Annotated in this window: 9 protein-coding genes and 3 rRNA genes; 6 read left to right on the top strand and 6 right to left on the bottom strand. The window is 67.5% G+C overall.

Annotation, left to right across the window (positions count from 1 at the left end):
• Positions 1–21: 21 nt before the first annotated feature.
• From rrf to IAG42_RS30155, 3 genes are all read right to left on the bottom strand, one after another.
• Positions 22–138, bottom strand: a 5S ribosomal RNA gene (gene rrf / locus IAG42_RS30165).
• Between the two features lie 88 nt (positions 139–226).
• Positions 227–3,348, bottom strand: a 23S ribosomal RNA gene (locus tag IAG42_RS30160).
• 312 nt (positions 3,349–3,660) lie between these two features.
• Positions 3,661–5,186 (bottom strand): 16S ribosomal RNA (locus IAG42_RS30155).
• Together the 16S, 23S and 5S rRNA genes form the textbook arrangement of a ribosomal RNA operon.
• A 692-nt stretch (positions 5,187–5,878) precedes the next feature.
• Between IAG42_RS30155 and IAG42_RS30150 the strand changes: the two genes are divergently transcribed.
• Both IAG42_RS30150 and ptsP read left to right on the top strand, forming a co-directional pair.
• The gene (locus tag IAG42_RS30150; protein WP_188340110.1) at positions 5,879–6,328 is read left to right on the top strand and encodes a PTS sugar transporter subunit IIA; all 450 of its coding nucleotides are present in this window, start codon (positions 5,879–5,881) and stop codon (positions 6,326–6,328) included.
• Positions 6,329–6,402: 74 nt separating this feature from the next.
• Positions 6,403–8,073, top strand: coding sequence for a phosphoenolpyruvate--protein phosphotransferase (gene ptsP, locus IAG42_RS30145; RefSeq protein ID WP_188340109.1), 1,671 nt, complete (start codon positions 6,403–6,405; stop codon positions 8,071–8,073).
• Positions 8,074–8,139: 66 nt separating this feature from the next.
• Here ptsP and IAG42_RS30140 read toward each other — a convergent pair whose 3' ends face one another.
• Complete coding sequence (locus tag IAG42_RS30140; protein WP_188340108.1) at positions 8,140–9,048, bottom strand: hypothetical protein; 909 nt, start codon at positions 9,046–9,048, stop codon at positions 8,140–8,142.
• 114 nt (positions 9,049–9,162) lie between these two features.
• A complete protein-coding gene (locus tag IAG42_RS30135; RefSeq protein ID WP_188340107.1) occupies positions 9,163–11,136 on the bottom strand; it encodes an acetoacetate--CoA ligase in 1,974 nt (657 codons plus the stop codon).
• A 215-nt stretch (positions 11,137–11,351) separates the two neighbouring features.
• On the opposite strand from IAG42_RS30135, the gene IAG42_RS30130 reads away from it, so the two are divergent.
• On the top strand, positions 11,352–13,745 hold the full coding sequence (locus tag IAG42_RS30130) for a glycoside hydrolase family 31 protein (RefSeq protein WP_188340106.1): 2,394 nt from the start codon (positions 11,352–11,354) through the stop codon (positions 13,743–13,745).
• A gap of 275 nt (positions 13,746–14,020) precedes the next feature.
• Here IAG42_RS30130 and IAG42_RS30125 read toward each other — a convergent pair whose 3' ends face one another.
• Complete coding sequence (locus tag IAG42_RS30125; protein WP_223206210.1) at positions 14,021–14,563, bottom strand: NUDIX domain-containing protein; 543 nt, start codon at positions 14,561–14,563, stop codon at positions 14,021–14,023.
• A gap of 85 nt (positions 14,564–14,648) precedes the next feature.
• Between IAG42_RS30125 and IAG42_RS30120 the strand changes: the two genes are divergently transcribed.
• The 3 genes from IAG42_RS30120 (at position 14,649) to IAG42_RS30110 (ending at position 17,323) form a co-directional block, all read left to right on the top strand.
• Positions 14,649–15,461, top strand: a complete 813-nt coding sequence (locus IAG42_RS30120) for a M15 family metallopeptidase (protein ID WP_188340104.1) — start codon at positions 14,649–14,651, stop codon at positions 15,459–15,461.
• Positions 15,462–15,677: 216 nt separating this feature from the next.
• Positions 15,678–16,136, top strand: a complete 459-nt coding sequence (locus tag IAG42_RS30115; RefSeq protein WP_223206209.1) for a Zn-ribbon domain-containing OB-fold protein — start codon at positions 15,678–15,680, stop codon at positions 16,134–16,136.
• The gene (locus tag IAG42_RS30110; protein ID WP_188340102.1) at positions 16,133–17,323 is read left to right on the top strand and encodes a lipid-transfer protein; all 1,191 of its coding nucleotides are present in this window, start codon (positions 16,133–16,135) and stop codon (positions 17,321–17,323) included. Before IAG42_RS30115 ends, IAG42_RS30110 begins: the two co-directional genes overlap by 4 nt.
• The last annotated feature ends 155 nt before the right edge of the window (positions 17,324–17,478 follow it).

The raw sequence follows: 17,478 nt of genomic DNA, 5'->3' as shown, positions 1-17,478 counted from the left end.
CAGAGGCTTTTTTCAAAAGGAGTTCGGCGGCGTCCTACTCTCCCACAGGGTCCCCCCTGCAGTACCATCGGCGCTGTGAGGCTTAGCTTCCGGGTTCGGAATGTAACCGGGCGTTTCCCTCACGCTATGACCACCGAAACACTATGAAACTGACAACCGGAGTCGTGGCCTATGACTACGACGGTCGTTCGTGGTTTCAGAACCAACACAGTGGACGCGAGCAACTGAGGACAAGCCCTCGGCCTATTAGTACCAGTCACCTCCACACCTTGCGGTGCTTCCAGATCTGGCCTATCAACCCAGTCGTCTACTGGGAGCCTTACCCCATCAAGTGGGTGGGAATACTCATCTCGAAGCAGGCTTCCCGCTTAGATGCTTTCAGCGGTTATCCCTCCCGAACGTAGCCAACCAGCCATGCCCTTGGCAGAACAACTGGCACACCAGAGGTTCGTCCGTCCCGGTCCTCTCGTACTAGGGACAGCCCTTCTCAATATTCCTGCGCGCACAGAGGATAGGGACCGAACTGTCTCACGACGTTCTAAACCCAGCTCGCGTACCGCTTTAATGGGCGAACAGCCCAACCCTTGGGACCGACTCCAGCCCCAGGATGCGACGAGCCGACATCGAGGTGCCAAACCATCCCGTCGATATGGACTCTTGGGGAAGATCAGCCTGTTATCCCCGGGGTACCTTTTATCCGTTGAGCGACGGCGCTTCCACAAGCCACCGCCGGATCACTAGTCCCGACTTTCGTCCCTGCTCGACCCGTCGGTCTCACAGTCAAGCTCCCTTGTGCACTTACACTCAACACCTGATTACCAACCAGGCTGAGGGAACCTTTGGGCGCCTCCGTTACCCTTTGGGAGGCAACCGCCCCAGTTAAACTACCCATCAGACACTGTCCCTGATCCGGATCACGGACCGAGGTTAGACATCCAGCACGACCAGAGTGGTATTTCAACGACGACTCCACAACCACTGGCGTGGCCGCTTCAAAGTCTCCCACCTATCCTACACAAGCCGAACCGAACACCAATATCAAACTGTAGTAAAGGTCCCGGGGTCTTTCCGTCCTTCTGCGCGAAACGAGCATCTTTACTCGTAGTGCAATTTCACCGGGCCTATGGTTGAGACAGTCGAGAAGTCGTTACGCCATTCGTGCAGGTCGGAACTTACCCGACAAGGAATTTCGCTACCTTAGGATGGTTATAGTTACCACCGCCGTTTACTGGCGCTTAAGTTCTCAGCTTCGCCAGGACGAATCCTGACTAACCGGTCCCCTTAACGTTCCAGCACCGGGCAGGCGTCAGTCCGTATACATCGCCTTACGGCTTCGCACGGACCTGTGTTTTTAGTAAACAGTCGCTTCTCGCTGGTCTCTGCGGCCACCCCAGCTCAGAGTGCAAGACTCATCACCAGGAATGGCCCCCTTCTCCCGAAGTTACGGGGGCATTTTGCCGAGTTCCTTAACCATAGTTCACCCGAACGCCTCGGTATTCTCTACCTGACCACCTGAGTCGGTTTAGGGTACGGGCCGCCATGAAACTCGCTAGAGGCTTTTCTCGACAGCATAGGATCATCCACTTCACCACAATCGGCTCGGCATCAGGTCTCAGCCTTAACGGTGTGCGGATTTACCTACACACCGGCCTACACCCTTACCCCGGGACAACCACCGCCCGGGATGGACTACCTTCCTGCGTCACCCCATCACTCACCTACTAACCGCTTGGGCCGGCGGCTCCACCACTCCGAACCACGTCAAAGACGAGGACGGCGGTTTCACGGCCTTAGCATCACGATGCTCGATGTTTGACGCTTCACAGCGGGTACCGGAATATCAACCGGTTATCCATCGACTACGCCTGTCGGCCTCGCCTTAGGTCCCGACTTACCCTGGGCAGATCAGCTTGACCCAGGAACCCTTAGTCAATCGGCGCAAACGTTTCTCACGTTTGTATCGCTACTCATGCCTGCATTCTCACTCGTGAACCGTCCACAACTACCTTCCGGTGCTGCTTCACCCGGCACACGACGCTCCCCTACCCATCACAGCGGGCGTTGGCCCTATTGCTGCAATGACACGACTTCGGCGGTACGCTTGAGCCCCGCTACATTGTCGGCGCGGAATCACTAGACCAGTGAGCTATTACGCACTCTTTCAAGGGTGGCTGCTTCTAAGCCAACCTCCTGGTTGTCTCTGCGACTCCACATCCTTTCCCACTTAGCGTACGCTTAGGGGCCTTAGTCGATGCTCTGGGCTGTTTCCCTCTCGACCATGGAGCTTATCCCCCACAGTCTCACTGCCGTGCTCTCACTTACCGGCATTCGGAGTTTGGCTAAGGTCAGTAACCCGGTAGGGCCCATCGCCTATCCAGTGCTCTACCTCCGGCAAGAAACACACGACGCTGCACCTAAATGCATTTCGGGGAGAACCAGCTATCACGGAGTTTGATTGGCCTTTCACCCCTAACCACAGGTCATCCCCCAGGTTTTCAACCCTGGTGGGTTCGGTCCTCCACGAAGTCTTACCTCCGCTTCAACCTGCCCATGGCTAGATCACTCCGCTTCGGGTCTTGAGCGTGCTACTAAAGTCGCCCTGTTCGGACTCGCTTTCGCTACGGCTTCCCCACACGGGTTAACCTCGCAACACACCGCAAACTCGCAGGCTCATTCTTCAAAAGGCACGCAGTCACGAGAACCAAGCAAGCTTGATTCCGACGCTCCCACGGCTTGTAGGCACACGGTTTCAGGTACTATTTCACTCCGCTCCCGCGGTACTTTTCACCATTCCCTCACGGTACTATCCGCTATCGGTCACCAGGGAATATTTAGGCTTAACGGGTGGTCCCGCCAGATTCACACGGGATTTCTCGGGCCCCGTGCTACTTGGGTGTCTCTCAAACGAGCCGCTGATGTTTCGACTACGGGGGTCTTACCCTCTACGCCGGACCTTTCGCATGTCCTTCGCCTACATCAACGGTTTCTGACTCGTCCCACGGCCGGCAGACCGTGGAAGAGAGATCCCACAACCCCCCAAACGCAACCCCTGCCGGGTCTCACACGTTTGAGGTTTGGCCTCATCCAGTTTCGCTCGCCACTACTCCCGGAATCACGGTTGTTTTCTCTTCCTGCGGGTACTGAGATGTTTCACTTCCCCGCGTTCCCTCCACACTGCCTATGTGTTCAGCAGCGGGTGACAGCCCATGACGACTGCCGGGTTTCCCCATTCGGAAACCCCCGGATCAAAGCCTGGTTGACGACTCCCCGGGGACTATCGTGGCCTCCCACGTCCTTCATCGGTTCCTGGTGCCAAGGCATCCACCGTGCGCCCTTAAAAACTTGGCCACAGATGCTCGCGTCCACTGTGCAGTTCTCAAACAACGACCAACCACCCATCACCCCGAACCAGTAGTTCGAGTGCACTGGGGCCGGCACTGAAGGCGACCTTGCGGCCGTACCTTCAGACACCCAACAGCGTGCCCGACACTCTTCCCGCTTCCCTCGACGTTCCACGCTCCGAAGAGCAGTACTAGAAGGAGAAGACGATCAAGTGTGCCGAATAATCAACGTTCCACCCATGAGCAACCACCGTCGAACATTTGCCGACGTAATGGCCCTGGACCACCAAGCAAGCTTGGCGGCCTAGATGCTCCTTAGAAAGGAGGTGATCCAGCCGCACCTTCCGGTACGGCTACCTTGTTACGACTTCGTCCCAATCGCCAGTCCCACCTTCGACAGCTCCCTCCCACAAGGGGTTGGGCCACCGGCTTCGGGTGTTACCGACTTTCGTGACGTGACGGGCGGTGTGTACAAGGCCCGGGAACGTATTCACCGCAGCAATGCTGATCTGCGATTACTAGCAACTCCAACTTCATGGGGTCGAGTTGCAGACCCCAATCCGAACTGAGACCGACTTTTTGAGATTCGCTCCACCTTGCGGTATCGCAGCTCATTGTATCGGCCATTGTAGCACGTGTGCAGCCCAAGACATAAGGGGCATGATGACTTGACGTCGTCCCCACCTTCCTCCGAGTTGACCCCGGCGGTCTCCTGTGAGTCCCCATCACCCCGAAGGGCATGCTGGCAACACAGAACAAGGGTTGCGCTCGTTGCGGGACTTAACCCAACATCTCACGACACGAGCTGACGACAGCCATGCACCACCTGTACACCGACCACAAGGGGGGCACTATCTCTAATGCTTTCCGGTGTATGTCAAGCCTTGGTAAGGTTCTTCGCGTTGCGTCGAATTAAGCCACATGCTCCGCTGCTTGTGCGGGCCCCCGTCAATTCCTTTGAGTTTTAGCCTTGCGGCCGTACTCCCCAGGCGGGGAACTTAATGCGTTAGCTGCGGCACCGACGACGTGGAATGTCGCCAACACCTAGTTCCCACCGTTTACGGCGTGGACTACCAGGGTATCTAATCCTGTTCGCTCCCCACGCTTTCGCTCCTCAGCGTCAGTAATGGCCCAGAGATCCGCCTTCGCCACCGGTGTTCCTCCTGATATCTGCGCATTTCACCGCTACACCAGGAATTCCGATCTCCCCTACCACACTCTAGCTAGCCCGTATCGACTGCAGACTCGGGGTTAAGCCCCGAGCTTTCACAATCGACGTGACAAGCCGCCTACGAGCTCTTTACGCCCAATAATTCCGGACAACGCTTGCGCCCTACGTATTACCGCGGCTGCTGGCACGTAGTTAGCCGGCGCTTCTTCTGCAGGTACCGTCACTTTCGCTTCTTCCCTGCTGAAAGAGGTTTACAACCCGAAGGCCGTCATCCCTCACGCGGCGTCGCTGCATCAGGCTTTCGCCCATTGTGCAATATTCCCCACTGCTGCCTCCCGTAGGAGTCTGGGCCGTGTCTCAGTCCCAGTGTGGCCGGTCGCCCTCTCAGGCCGGCTACCCGTCGTCGCCTTGGTGAGCCACTACCTCACCAACAAGCTGATAGGCCGCGGGCTCATCCTTCACCGCCGGAGCTTTCAACCCACCACCATGCGGTGGCGGGTGTTATCCGGTATTAGACCCCGTTTCCAGGGCTTGTCCCAGAGTGAAGGGCAGATTGCCCACGTGTTACTCACCCGTTCGCCACTAATCCACCCCGAAGGGCTTCATCGTTCGACTTGCATGTGTTAAGCACGCCGCCAGCGTTCGTCCTGAGCCAGGATCAAACTCTCCGTGAATGTTTCCCCGTAATCGGGGTGACACCACGAGAGCGGAACCAGAGGGAGGAATAATCCCTCGGTTCACAGCGTCCTCGCTGTGCGCCTACCGGACAGTGCCCGGCAGGACTTTTTCAAAGGAACCTCGTCCCAGCCGAATGGCCGGAGACGGGGTATCAACATATCTGGCGTTGATTTTTGGCACGCTGTTGAGTTCTCAAGGAACGGACGCTTCCTTTGTACTCACCCTCTCGGGCTTTCCTCCGGGCGCTTCCCTTCGATCTTGCGTTTCCGACTCTATCAGACCGTTTCACCGGCCGATTTCCTCGGAAGTTTTCCTGCTTTTGCCTTCCGGGATCCGCTTTCGCGCTTCCCTTTCGGCGAGATCGAACTCTACCAGTCTTTTCTCGGCCCTCTGACCACCCTCCTGCGGACATGCAGGCGCAGTGGTCTAGACAACGGCTAAGCTTCGGCTCGGTAGACGCTGCCAGGAGGCAGGGCGCTCAAGGGCGTCGACTGCTCCCGGGCAGGGGTACGAAGGTACACGTGACGCCGGGTTCGGCGCAAATCGTTTGCGTCGTACTTCTACGTCAGCCAACCGGTAGCTCCCGGGCGAACCGGGACTTTCCATGACTTACGCTCTTGAACAGTACGCCGTCCAGGACAGGCAGCGACGGCGATCACAGACTCTCTGCCCCCCTGGGAGGCTTGCCATGACCAGTGTGACGTCCCCTCTTGCAGGACGCGCCATCGGACTCACCGCGGTTCCGGACCCGGTGTTCTCCGGCGCGATGGTCGGCCCCGGTACCGCCATCGACCCCGTGCGCGAGCCCTCCGAGGCAGTCGCACCCGTCAGCGGCATCGTCGTGTCCCTCCACCCCCACGCCTTCGTCGTCGTGGACGAAGCGGGTCACGGTGTGCTGACGCACCTGGGTATCGACACCGTCCAGCTGAACGGCGAGGGCTTCGAGCTGCTCGTCAACAAGGGCGACACCGTCCAGCGCGGTCAGGCCGTGGTCCGCTGGGACCCCGCCGCCGTCGAGGCCGCGGGCAAGTCGCCGGTGTGCCCGGTCGTCGCGCTCGAGGCGACCGCCGAGTCCCTGTCCGATGTCGTCGAGGACGGCGACCTCAAGGCTGGTGACGCGCTGTTCGGCTGGAAGTGACGACGGAGTCACTGACGGCCGGCAGTACAACCATCGCGGCGGCTGGGCCCGCCGCGCTATCGGAGACGGGTGAAATGGAGACAACGCTGCGAGGCGTCGGCGTGAGCCACGGGGTGGCGGTCGGCGAGGTTCGGCACATGGGTACTGCGGTGCTCGAGCCGCCGGCCAAGCAGATCCCGCCGGAGGAGGCCGAGCGTGAGCAGGGTCGTGCCCGCCAGGCCGTCGAGGCTGTCGCGGCCGACCTGATTGCGCGCGGCAATCTGGCCGGTGGCGAAGCCCAGGCGGTGCTCGAGGCGCAGGCCATGATCGCTCAGGACCCGGAGCTGATCGCCGACGTCGACCGTCGGATCACCGTGGGCAGCACCGCGGAGCGCGGTATCTACGACGCGTTCTCGCACTATCGGGAGCTCCTGGCCGGTGCCGGCGAGTACATGGCCGGCCGTGTGGCCGACCTGGACGACGTGCGGAACCGGATCGTGGCCCGGCTGCTCGGTGTCCCGATGCCTGGTGTGCCGGACAGCGATGAGCCCTACGTGCTGATCGCCCGCGATCTGGCTCCTGCGGACACCGCGCTGCTCGACCCGGCGCTCGTGCTCGGCTTCGTCACCGAGGAGGGCGGGCCGACCAGCCACAGTGCGATCCTGGCCCGTGCCCTCGGAGTGCCGGCCGTCGTCGCTCTGCCGGGTGCCGGTGAGCTGGCGGAGGGCACCGTGATCGCCGTCGACGGCAGCACCGGTGAGATCTTCGTGGATCCGACTCCGGAGAAGCGTGCCGCTCTCGAGGCCGCGGCTGCCGAGCGCAAGGCCGCGCTGGCCGCCTCGACCGGTCCGGGTGCCACGTCGGACGGGCACAAGGTGCCGCTGCTCGCCAACGTCGGCGGTCCGGCGGACGTGCCGGCGGCTGTCGCGGCGGGTGCCGAGGGTGTCGGTCTCTTCCGGACCGAGTTCCTGTTCCTGGACGACAGCAAGCAGGCTCCTTCCGAGGAGAAGCAGGTCGAGGCGTACCGCGCGGTGCTCGAGGCGTTCCCCGAGGGGCGTGTCGTGGTGCGTGTGCTGGATGCGGGTGCGGACAAGCCGCTGGACTTCCTCACCCCGGCCGACGAGCCGAACCCGGCGCTCGGCGTGCGCGGGCTCCGCTCGCTGCTCGACCACCCCGAGGTGCTGCGGACGCAGCTGACCGCGCTGGCGAAGGCGGCCGAGGGGCTGCCCGTCTACCTCGAGGTCATGGCTCCGATGGTGGCCGACCGTGCGGACGCCAAGGCGTTCGCCGACGCGTGCCGTGCTGCCGGGCTGCAGGCCAAGTTCGGCGCGATGGTGGAGATCCCGTCCGCCGCGCTGCGTGCCCGTTCGGTGCTGCAGGAGGTCGAGTTCCTGTCGCTGGGCACGAACGACCTGGCCCAGTACACCTTCGCCGCCGACCGTCAGGTCGGTGCGGTGTCTCGGCTGCAGGACCCGTGGCAGCCCGCGCTGCTCGACCTGGTCGCCCTGTCCGCCGATGCAGCGAAGGCCGAGGGCAAGAGCTGTGGCGTGTGTGGTGAGGCGGCGTCCGATCCGCTGCTCGCCTGTGTGCTGACCGGTCTGGGTGTCACCTCCCTGTCCATGGGTGCGGCGTCGATTCCGTACGTGCGGGCGACGCTCGCCAAGTACACGCTGGCGCAGTGTGAGCGTGCGGCGGCTGCCGCGCGTGCCGCCGAGTCGGCCGAAGAGGCGCGGCATGCGGCTCAGGCGGTGCTGTCCGGCGAGTAGTCGCCGTCGGCCCGTTCTCGTGGGGCGTTCCACCGTTCGGTGGAACGCCCCACGTCTTTTGTCCCCTCAGTGACAGTGGGGGCCTGCGGGGCCGGCGTCGGCGATGTCGGGTGCGGTGCAGTAGTCGACGCCCGGTTCCGGGGCGGTCAGGTCTCCGGATTCGGTGTCGTTGCAGTAGGCGTCGAAGACGCGGGCGGCCGGCAGGGGTTCGAGGCGTTCGTCCTTGAGGCGCCAGCCGTAGATCCGCTGGGTGTCCCCCGTCGTGGTGCGGACGACGAGCGCGCAGGCGTTCCCGTGCGCGATGGCCAGGGCCAGGAGGGTCGTCAGCTCCATGGCCTCGGTCTCGTCGAGGGTGACGGTGCCGGGTTCGGTGGCATCGACGTGGAGGACGGCGTGGAGCATGCCCTGGGTGGTGGGGACGCTGCCGACCCAGTGGTGGGCGCCGGAGCCGACGCTGTCGACGGCGCGGGCGATCAGGTAGGAGGCACGGGCGAAGGCGGCGCGGCCGATGTCCTGGCCGCATCCGGCGCAGGGGCCGATGTGGGACAGGGTGGTGGACGCGTACTGCCAGGTCGCCTGGCGGACGGCCTCGTCGACCAGTTCGGGCACGAGGTCGTCCAGGGGTTGTCCCTCGTACGCGATGGCGGGGCCGACGCTTGCGAGTTCCGCTGTGAAGCGGGTGCGGCTGGCCGGTGTGTCCGGTTCCAGGCCGGTCTCCGCGCAGTACTCCTCGTACTCGTCGGGGTCGAAGAGGGCGACGGTGGTGTGGCCGCCCTTCGCGGCGAGGGATTTGAGGAGGCCTTCGACCTGGCGCAGGTAGGTCTTGTGGTCGTCGAAGGTGAAGCTGCGGTAGCGCCGCATCGCGGAGAAGTCCTGCTCGTCGGCCAGGAGGCCGATGGTGCCGGCGACCTCTTGGCGCAGCGCGGTGCGCAGGCTCGTGGTGCGGCCGTTCCGGGTGGGCTGTGTGTGCGTCATGATTCCCCCTGAGTTCACGCTGTGTGCACGCGGTCGATCAATGCTCACTCAGAGTAATCGGGGGTACTGACAACGCACCCGGCCGTGGGGTCGGCCAGGTGCGGGTGGGTGGTGTCAGGCGCGCTTGCGGGCGATGTCCTCGTAGAACTTGAGGAGTTCGAGGTTGTCGATCGAGCCGGGGTTCACGGCCTTCTCGAGCGGGGTGCCCTGGAGGAGGCGCTTGACGGGGACCTCGATGCGCTTGCCGGTGAGGGTGTGCGGGACGCCGGGGGCTTCGATGATCTCGTCGGGGACGTGGCGCGGAGAGAGCTGTTCGCGGATGGCGCGCTTGATGCGGTCGCGGAGGTCGTCGTCGAGGGCGGCGCCGGGGGCGAGGTGGACGAACAGGGGCATCCAGTAGCCGCCGTCGGGGAGTTCGAGGCCGATGACGAGGGACTCGCGGATCTCGGGGAGGCGCTCCACGACCTCGTAGATGTCCGCGGATCCCATGCGGACGCCCTGGCGGTTGAGGGTGGAGTCGGAGCGGCCGTGGATGACGACGGAGCCGCGTGAGGTGAGCGTGATCCAGTCGCCGTGGCGCCAGACGCCGGGGTAGGTGTCGAAGTAGCTGTCGTGGTAGCGGCTGCCGTCGGGGTCGTTCCAGAAGCGGATCGGCATGGAGGGCATGGGGTTGGTGACGACGAGTTCGCCGACCTCGTCGATGAGGGGGTTGCCGTCGGGGTCCCAGGCCTGGAGGTCGGTGCCGAGGCCGGGGGCCTGGAGTTCGCCGATGTGGACGGGGAGGGTGGCGACGGCGCCGGCGAAGCAGGAGCAGACGTCGGTGCCACCGCTGACCGAGGCGATCCAGAGGTCGTCGCGGACCTCGTCGTGGAGCCAGCGGAAGCCGTCGGGCGGCAGCGGGGAGCCGGTGGTGGCGACGCACTTGACGCGGGAGAGGTCGTGGTCGCGGGAGGGGTGCACGCCGGCCTTGCGGCAGGCCATGACGTAGGCGGCGGAGGTGCCGAAGAGGGTGGCGCCGGTGCGTTCGGCGATGGCCCACTGGGCGCCGGTCTCGGGGTAGCCGGGGCTGCCGTCGTACGTGACGATCGTGGTGCCGGTGAGGAGGCCGGAGACGAGGAAGTTCCACATCATCCAGCCGGTGGACGTGTACCAGAAGAAGCGGTCGCCGGGGCCGAGGTCGCAGTGGAGGCCGAGCTGCTTGAGGTGCTCGACGAGGATGCCGCCCTGGGACTGGACGATGGCCTTGGGGAGGCCGGTGGTGCCGGAGGAGTAGAGCACCCACAGGGGGTGGTCGAAGGGCACCTCTTCGTAGACGGGGGCCACGTCCTCCGAAGTGAGGGCGGACCACTCCAGGGCGCCTTCGGGGGCGTCGGTGCCGAGGAGCGGGATGTGCACGACGGCGCGGAGGGTGGGCAGTTCGGCGCGGAGTTCGGCGACGGTGTCGCGGCGGTCGTGCTCCTTGCCTCCGTAGCGGTAGCCGTCGACGGTGAAGAGGACGACGGGTTCGACCTGCTGGAAGCGGTCGAGGACGCTGCGGGCGCCGAAGTCCGGGGCGCAGGAGGTCCAGACTGCGCCGACGGCGGCGGTGGCGAGGAGGGCGACGACGGCTTCGGGGATGTTGGGCAGGTAGCCGCTGACGCGGTCGCCGGGGCGGACGCCGAGGGCGCGGAGTTCCGCGGCGAGCGAGCCGACCTGGCGGCGGAGCTCGGCCCAGGTGACGGGTCGCGGTTCGTGCGTCTCGTCGACGTGGAGGATGGCCGGGGTGTCGGCTCGGGCGGGGTCGTCGGCGGTGCGCAGGGCGTGCTCGGTGTAGTTGAGCGTGGCTTCGGGGAACCATTCGGCGCCGGGCATGGCGCGGCTGCCCAGCACGCGCGCGTAGGGGTGGGTGAAGCGCACGTCGAACCACTCGGTGACGGCCTTCCAGAACGTCTCCAGTTCGGCGACCGACCAGCGGTGCAGGGCCGCGTAGCCCCCCTCGGCGGGTGCTCCGTGGTGCTCGGCGGCCCAGGTCTGGAACCGGGTGACCTGCGCGTCGGCGATCTGCTGCCGGTCGGGCTGCCAGAGCGGGGTGGGGTTCGCGGTGGACATGGGGCGGCTCCCGGGATGTACGCGGCGTGTGCGTCCTTGGCGCGCGCACGGCTGGGGTGTGCGCGTGACGCGGCTGACAGGACGATGCCATGTGATCGACTTCCGCACCAGGGCGGACCCCACATAGTCCCTGTCGTGAAGATGTGGCGGCACCACGGATGAACGGGAGTTGAACGCGACACGCGCGGGGGCGCGCCGATGGCAGGGTGAGCAGCATGAACGGTCGTGACCTGGTGCGCTCGGTGAGGGCGGTTCCTTCTGCGGTTCCCTCGGCGGTGGCGTCGGCCAGCTCCGTCCAGTGGCTGCGGGCCGTCCGTGCGTCCTGGCGGCGGCGGCGGGCGGACGCGGCGGGGTTGGCGGCGCGGGGTCCGGAGCGGGCGCGGGTGCCGGGGGCGGTGGTCGGGGCCGAGCCGGAGCCCGGCGGTGGGGTGGTGCGGTTCGCCCGGTCGGCGCTGCGGATCCGGGTCGCGGTCGGCGGGGCCGTCTTCTGGGGCTGGGACGGGGCCGAGCCCGGTCCGTCGTACGCGCTGGCCGGGGTGTGCCCCGAGGCGGATCCGCGGGCGGTTCTCGAGCCCGACAAGGACGGCGGCTGGCGGGTGGTGTCCGAGCGGGTGACCGTCGTGGTGTCCCGGCACGGCGCCGTGGAGGTGTGCACGCCCGGCGGGGTGACGCTGCGGCGGGATCTGCCGCCCCGGTGGTGGGAGCCGGAGGGCGGGGGTGCGGCGCGCTGGGTGCAGCGGTCGGAGGTGGCTGCGGACGCGCGGTTCTTCGGGCTCGGCGGGCGGGCGTCGGGGCCGCGGCTGCGGGGCGGGACGTACCGGCTGTGGAACACGGATCCCGGGGGTTCGTTCGGGCCGGGTGACGATCCGCTGTCGATCACGATGCCGGTGCAGTTGGTCGTGGCCGACGCGGGGACGCATCTGGTGTTCCACGACAGCACCTGGGACGGCGTGGTGAGCCTGCGCGAGGGGGGCGAGGGCGCGGGGTCGGGGCACGACCGGGCCGGGACGTCCGAGCTGCGGATGGACGGCGGTCCGCTGCGCTGCTGGGTGGTGGTGGGCACCCCCGCGCGCGTGCTGCAGGTGTGGACGCAGCTGACGGGGGCACCGTGTGTGCCGCCTTCCTGGGCGCTCGGCTATCAGCACGCCAGATGGGGCTTCGGTCACGCCCAGGAGGTGCGCCGGGTCGTCGCCGGCTACAAGGAGCGCGGTCTGCCCCTGGAGGCGGTGCATCTGGACATCGACCACCTGGCGGCGCACGAGGTGTTCACGGTCGACAAGGAGCGGTTTCCCGCGCTGCCGTTCCTGGCGGAGGAGTTGCGCGACCAGGGTGTGCGCTTGGTGTCGATCGTCGATCCGGCGGTGAAGGCGCGGCCCGGTGGCGCGGTGTACGAGGGCGGGCGGGCGCTGGACGCCTTCGTGAGGGACGCCGGCGGGGAGCCGGCGCGCGGGGTGGTGTGGGCGGGTGAGTCGGTGTACCCGGACTTCACGGCGGAGCGGGTGCGCGCCTGGTGGGGCGGGTTGTACGAGGAGCGGCTGGCGCAGGGTTTCGCCGGTTTCTGGCACGACATGAACGAGCCGGTGTCGTTCGCCGCCTTCGGGGAGACCACCTTGCCCCGGTCGTCACGACACGCCCTGGAGGGGCGCGGTGGCGACCATCAGGAGGCGCACAACGTGTACGGGCTGTGCATGGCGCGGGCCGGCTACGAAGGGCTGCTCGGACTCCGGCCCCGGGAGCGGCCGTTCGTGTTCTCCCGGTCGGGCTGGGTCGGGATGCAGCGCTACGGGGGCACGTGGTCCGGGGACGTCGTCTCGGGGTGGCCCGGACTGCGCGCCTCCTTGTCGCTCGTGCTGGGGCTCGGGTTGTGCGGGGTGCCGTACTCGGGGCCCGACGTGGGCGGGTTCGACGGGCATCCGTCGCCGGAGCTGTACCTGCGCTGGCTGCAACTGGGGGCGTTTCTGCCGTTGTTCCGTACGCATTCCGCGCTGCGGGCGGGCCGGCGGGAGCCGTGGACGTTCGGCGACGAGGTGCTCGGGCACGCGCGCGTGGCGCTGGAGGAGCGGCATCGGCTCGTGCCGTACTTCGTGACGCTGGCGCATCTGGCGCAGCGGAGCGGGGCCCCTTACGTGCGGCCCTTGTGGTGGGGCGCTCCGGAGGACCGGGCGCTGCGGGACGTGGAGGACGCGTTCTTGCTGGGCGACGCCCTGCTGGTGGCGCCGGTGACGGAGCCGGGGGCGCGGCACAGGCGGGTGCGGCTGCCGCGGGGGCGCTGGTACGACACGGCCACGGGAGCGGTGTTCGAGGGGCCGGGGCTGGTGACGGTGGAGGCGCCGCTGTCGCGGGTGCCGGTGCTCGCGCGGGCGGGAGCGGTGATTCCGGTGCGCGGTGAAGACGGCGGTCTGGTGCTGGAGGCGTGGGCTCCGGTCCGCGGGGCGACGGGGAGCGGTGTCGTCGTGGCGGACCCCGGGGACGGCTGGGAGGAGCCGGTGATCGAGCGGTTCCGGACGCGGTGGAGCGGGGGGCGGGTCGTGGTGGAGCCGGATGCGGGGGACGTCGGCGAGGAGGGGGCCGGGCCGGTGGCGTATCCGGTGCGGGTTCGGGGGGTGTGAGGGAGCGCGAGCGGGCCTCAGCGGGCCCGTGAGGCCGCGCTGGGGCGTGTCTCCCGCCCGGGGAAGGAAGGCGTCGGGTCCGGGGACGTGTGCGACGCGGGTGCGGGGGATGTGAAGTGCCGTCACTGGCCCGCGCGGAGCAGGGTCGGAGCGCTCTCCGGCACGGCCGTGGCAACGCCTTCAGGGTCGCGGTGTGCGGCCCAGGGCGGATCGGGCAGCTTCAGACCGGCACGGCCGGCTGCGGCGGGCTGCGGAGCGGCGCCGCTTCGCCGACCTCAGCTGTAGCGGCCCTCGAACCAGGCCTTCGCGGCTGCCGTGTGGAGAGGGAAGGCCAGTTCGGTGGGGCGACGCAGGAGTTGCCAGCCTGTGGTCTCGTTCGTCGGGGTGCTGGGCGGCAGTTCGCTCACCGGGCGTTCGGGCAGCAGGCCGAAGAGGAGCAGGTGGCCGTCGGGCGCGCTCATCGCGTCGGCCAGGCGGACCTCGCGTGCCGGGGCGACGATGCCGGTCTCCTCGGCCAGTTCGCGGACGACCGCGTGCCGCCAGTCCTCGTGGTCGTCGATGAAACCGCCGGGCAGGGCGGTCCTCCCCAGCGCGGGCGGGATGGTGCGGGTGATCGTCACGAGGGCGGTGCCCGACGTGTCGTGGACGGGCAGCAGGGCGACGGCCACCGGCAGGGGGTTGCGGTGGACGACGGTGGCGCAGGCCGGGCAGGTGCGCGGCCAGCCGTGCGTGCCGGTCTCGTAGGGGGCTCCGCAGCTCGAACAGTGGGAGCCCGGTACGGGGGTCGAGGCTGTGGGGTGGGTCGTCGATGCGGACACGGCGCGGACTTTATCCGATCGCCCCGCACTCGATCGCTCCCGCCGGTCTTCCCCCGAGCGGCCGCTTCCTGGTAGACGCTGGGCCATGACTCGAACCGGAACCGTTCTGCGGCGTCTCGTCGCCGTCACCGCAGCCGCGCTGCTCGGCGTGGCCGTGGCGCCGTCCGCCGCGCAGGCGAAGCCCGACCCGAAGGCGCCGAAGGAGTTCGTGGCGCTCAGCGAGGTCGATCCGACGATCATCCAGGAGATGCGCTACTACACGGAGCACAACTTCGTCGGGGAGCCGGTGGACGGCTACAAGAAGCCGATGTGCATCCTGACGCGTCCGGCGGCGAACGCGCTCCACAAGGCGCAGACGGGGCTTCTGAAGAGGGGCTACTCGCTGAAGGTGTACGACTGTTACCGGCCGCAGCGGGCGGTGGATCACTTCGTGCGCTGGGCCGAGGATCTGGGTGACCAGCGGATGAAGCCTGAGTTCTATCCCCATGTCGACAAGACGCGGCTGTTCGACGACGGCTACATCGCGGCCAAGTCGGGGCACAGCCGCGGTTCCACGCTCGATCTGACGCTCGTGAAGCTGCCGGCGCTGCCCACGCGCGCGTACGTGCCCGGGGAGGAACTGACCCCCTGTTACGGGCCGCAGGCCGAGCGGTTCCCGGACAACTCGGTGGACATGGGCACCGGGTTCGACTGCTTCGACACGCTCGCGCACACCGACGATCCGCGCATCCAGGGCGTGCAGCGCGCCAACCGGGACCTGTTGCGTGACGCCCTGGTGGGGCAGGGATTCGTGAACCTCCCGGAGGAGTGGTGGCACTACACGTACAAGCCCGAGCTCTTCCCCGACACGTACTTCGACTTCCCCGTCTCGCGGAAGTCGCTGGCCGGCCGGAACTGACCGCTTAGCGGCCCCGGCACGGACGGAGGGCGCGACCGGAACCACCCCCGTGGATCCCGGTCGCGCCCTCCCCGTTACACGGACGCCGAACGGCGCCGCATGGTTCTGCCGCTCCCCTGCCGAACCTCGGCCGGCTTCCGCCGCCCCCTGCCGCCCGACGGTTGCCCGTGGCACACTTCTGACGTTCCGTCAGATGTTCGCTGCCGGGGAGGCACTGTGGGGCGTACGCGTACACCGGTCGTGGCCGGTTGGTTCACCGGAGAGGGCGACGACTTCCGGCTGTTGGGGACGCGCTGCGCCGCCTGCGCGTCGGTGTTCTTCCCCCGCGAGGACGGGCTGTGCCGCAATCCGGCCTGTGCGGGCGGGGAGCTGGTGGAGGTCCCGCTGTCGCGGCGCGGGCGCGTCTGGTCGTACACCGACGGCCGCTACCGGCCGCCGGCGCCGTACGTCTCGGACCCGGAACTTCCGTGGGAGCCCCGCACGTTGATCGCTGTGGAGCTGGCCGCGGAGAGGATGGTGGTGCTGGGCCAGGGGGTCGAAGGGGTGTCGGTGGCCGATCTGGAGGTCGGCATGGAGGTGGAGGTCGTGCCGGGCGTGCTCGGCGAGGAGGGGGACGACGAGAGCGGGACGGTCTGGACGACGTGGCAGTGGCGGCCGACGGGGGTGCGGGCATGACCGGGGACGTGGCGGTGCTGGGTGCGGGCATGCACCCGTGGGGCAAGTGGGGGCGCAGCTTCGTGGAGTACGGGACGGCGGCGGCGCGGACGGCGCTGGCCGACGCCGGTCTCGACTGGCGGGACGTGACGTCCGTGGTCGGCGCGGACACGGTGCGCGGGGGCTATCCGGGGTACGTGGCGGGGGCGACGTTCGCGAAGGCGCTCGGCTGGCAGGGCGCCAGGGTGACCAGCGTGTACGCGGCCTGCGCTTCGGGGGCGCAGGCGGTGAGCACCGCGCGGACGCAGATTCTCGCGGGCCTCGCGGACGTGGTGCTCGTGGTGGGCGCCGACGCCGCGCCCAAGGGCTTCTTCCGGCCGGCCGGCGGTGACCGGCCGGACGATCCGGACTGGCTGCGCTTCCGGGTGCTCGGGGCGACGAACCCCGCGTACTTCGGGCTGTACGCACGCCGGCGCATGGCGCTGCACGGCGACACCCTGGAGGACTTCGCGCGGGTCAAGGTGAAGAACGCGGCGGCGGGGACGCTGAATCCGAACGCGCGCTACCGCAAGACGGTCTCCGCCGAGGAGGTGGCGGCGTCCGCCGTGGTCGCGGATCCGCTGCGGCTGCTCGACATCTGCGCGACGTCGGACGGCGGGGCCGCGCTGGTCCTCACCAGCATGGAGTTCGCGCGGCGGCGCGGGGTGCGGGACCCGGTGCGGATCCGGGCGGTCTCCACGGTCACGCCGACCTATCCGACGACGGTGCCGGACCTTCCGGACATCGCCACGGACTCGGCGGCCGGGGCGGAGCCGCAGGGGCCGGGGTTCCGTGCGTCGATCGCCCGCGCCGCCTACGAGGAGGCGGGGATCGGCCCCGAGGACCTGTCGCTCGCGGAGGTCTACGACCTGTCCACGGCCCTGGAGCTCCAGTGGTACGAGGACCTCGGGCTGTGCGACGCGGGTGAGGGCGCGAAGCTGCTGCGGGACGGGGCGACGGCGCTCGGCGGCCGGATACCGGTGAACGTGAGCGGGGGCCTCGCCTCCTTCGGCGAGGCGGTGCCCGCGCAGGCGATCGCCCAGGTCTGCGAGCTGACCTGGCAGCTGCGCGGGGCGGCCGGGGACCGGCAGGTGGAGGGGGCGCGGGTCGGGGTGACAGCGAACCAGGGGCTCTTCGGGCACGGGTCGTCGGTGGTCGCCGTGCGCTGACGCCGTGCCGTTCCGATGCGGAGCCCTGCTGTTCCGAACGGGAGGTGGGGCGCGGCGGCGCCGGTCGCCGCCGCGCCGGCCGAGCCGCGGAAAATCCGTTTGGCGGACCGTCGCGGCCGCTGCTACGTTTCCGGTGGCCGTGCCGGAGAACAAGG

Source organism: Streptomyces xanthii, assembly GCF_014621695.1.
Taxonomy (GTDB): Bacteria; Actinomycetota; Actinomycetes; order Streptomycetales; family Streptomycetaceae; genus Streptomyces; species Streptomyces xanthii.
Note: the sequence above shows the minus strand (reverse complement) of the source record. Positions and strands in the feature narration are given on the sequence as shown.

Coding starts and splice junctions, on each gene's coding strand:
- IAG42_RS30150 (WP_188340110.1), top strand. CDS start 5,879: ATGACCAGTGTGACGTCCCCTCTTGCAGGACGCGCCATCGGACTCACC.
- ptsP (WP_188340109.1), top strand. CDS start 6,403: ATGGAGACAACGCTGCGAGGCGTCGGCGTGAGCCACGGGGTGGCGGTC.
- IAG42_RS30140 (WP_188340108.1), bottom strand. CDS start 9,048: ATGACGCACACACAGCCCACCCGGAACGGCCGCACCACGAGCCTGCGC.
- IAG42_RS30135 (WP_188340107.1), bottom strand. CDS start 11,136: ATGTCCACCGCGAACCCCACCCCGCTCTGGCAGCCCGACCGGCAGCAG.
- IAG42_RS30130 (WP_188340106.1), top strand. CDS start 11,352: ATGAACGGTCGTGACCTGGTGCGCTCGGTGAGGGCGGTTCCTTCTGCG.
- IAG42_RS30120 (WP_188340104.1), top strand. CDS start 14,649: ATGACTCGAACCGGAACCGTTCTGCGGCGTCTCGTCGCCGTCACCGCA.
- IAG42_RS30110 (WP_188340102.1), top strand. CDS start 16,133: ATGACCGGGGACGTGGCGGTGCTGGGTGCGGGCATGCACCCGTGGGGC.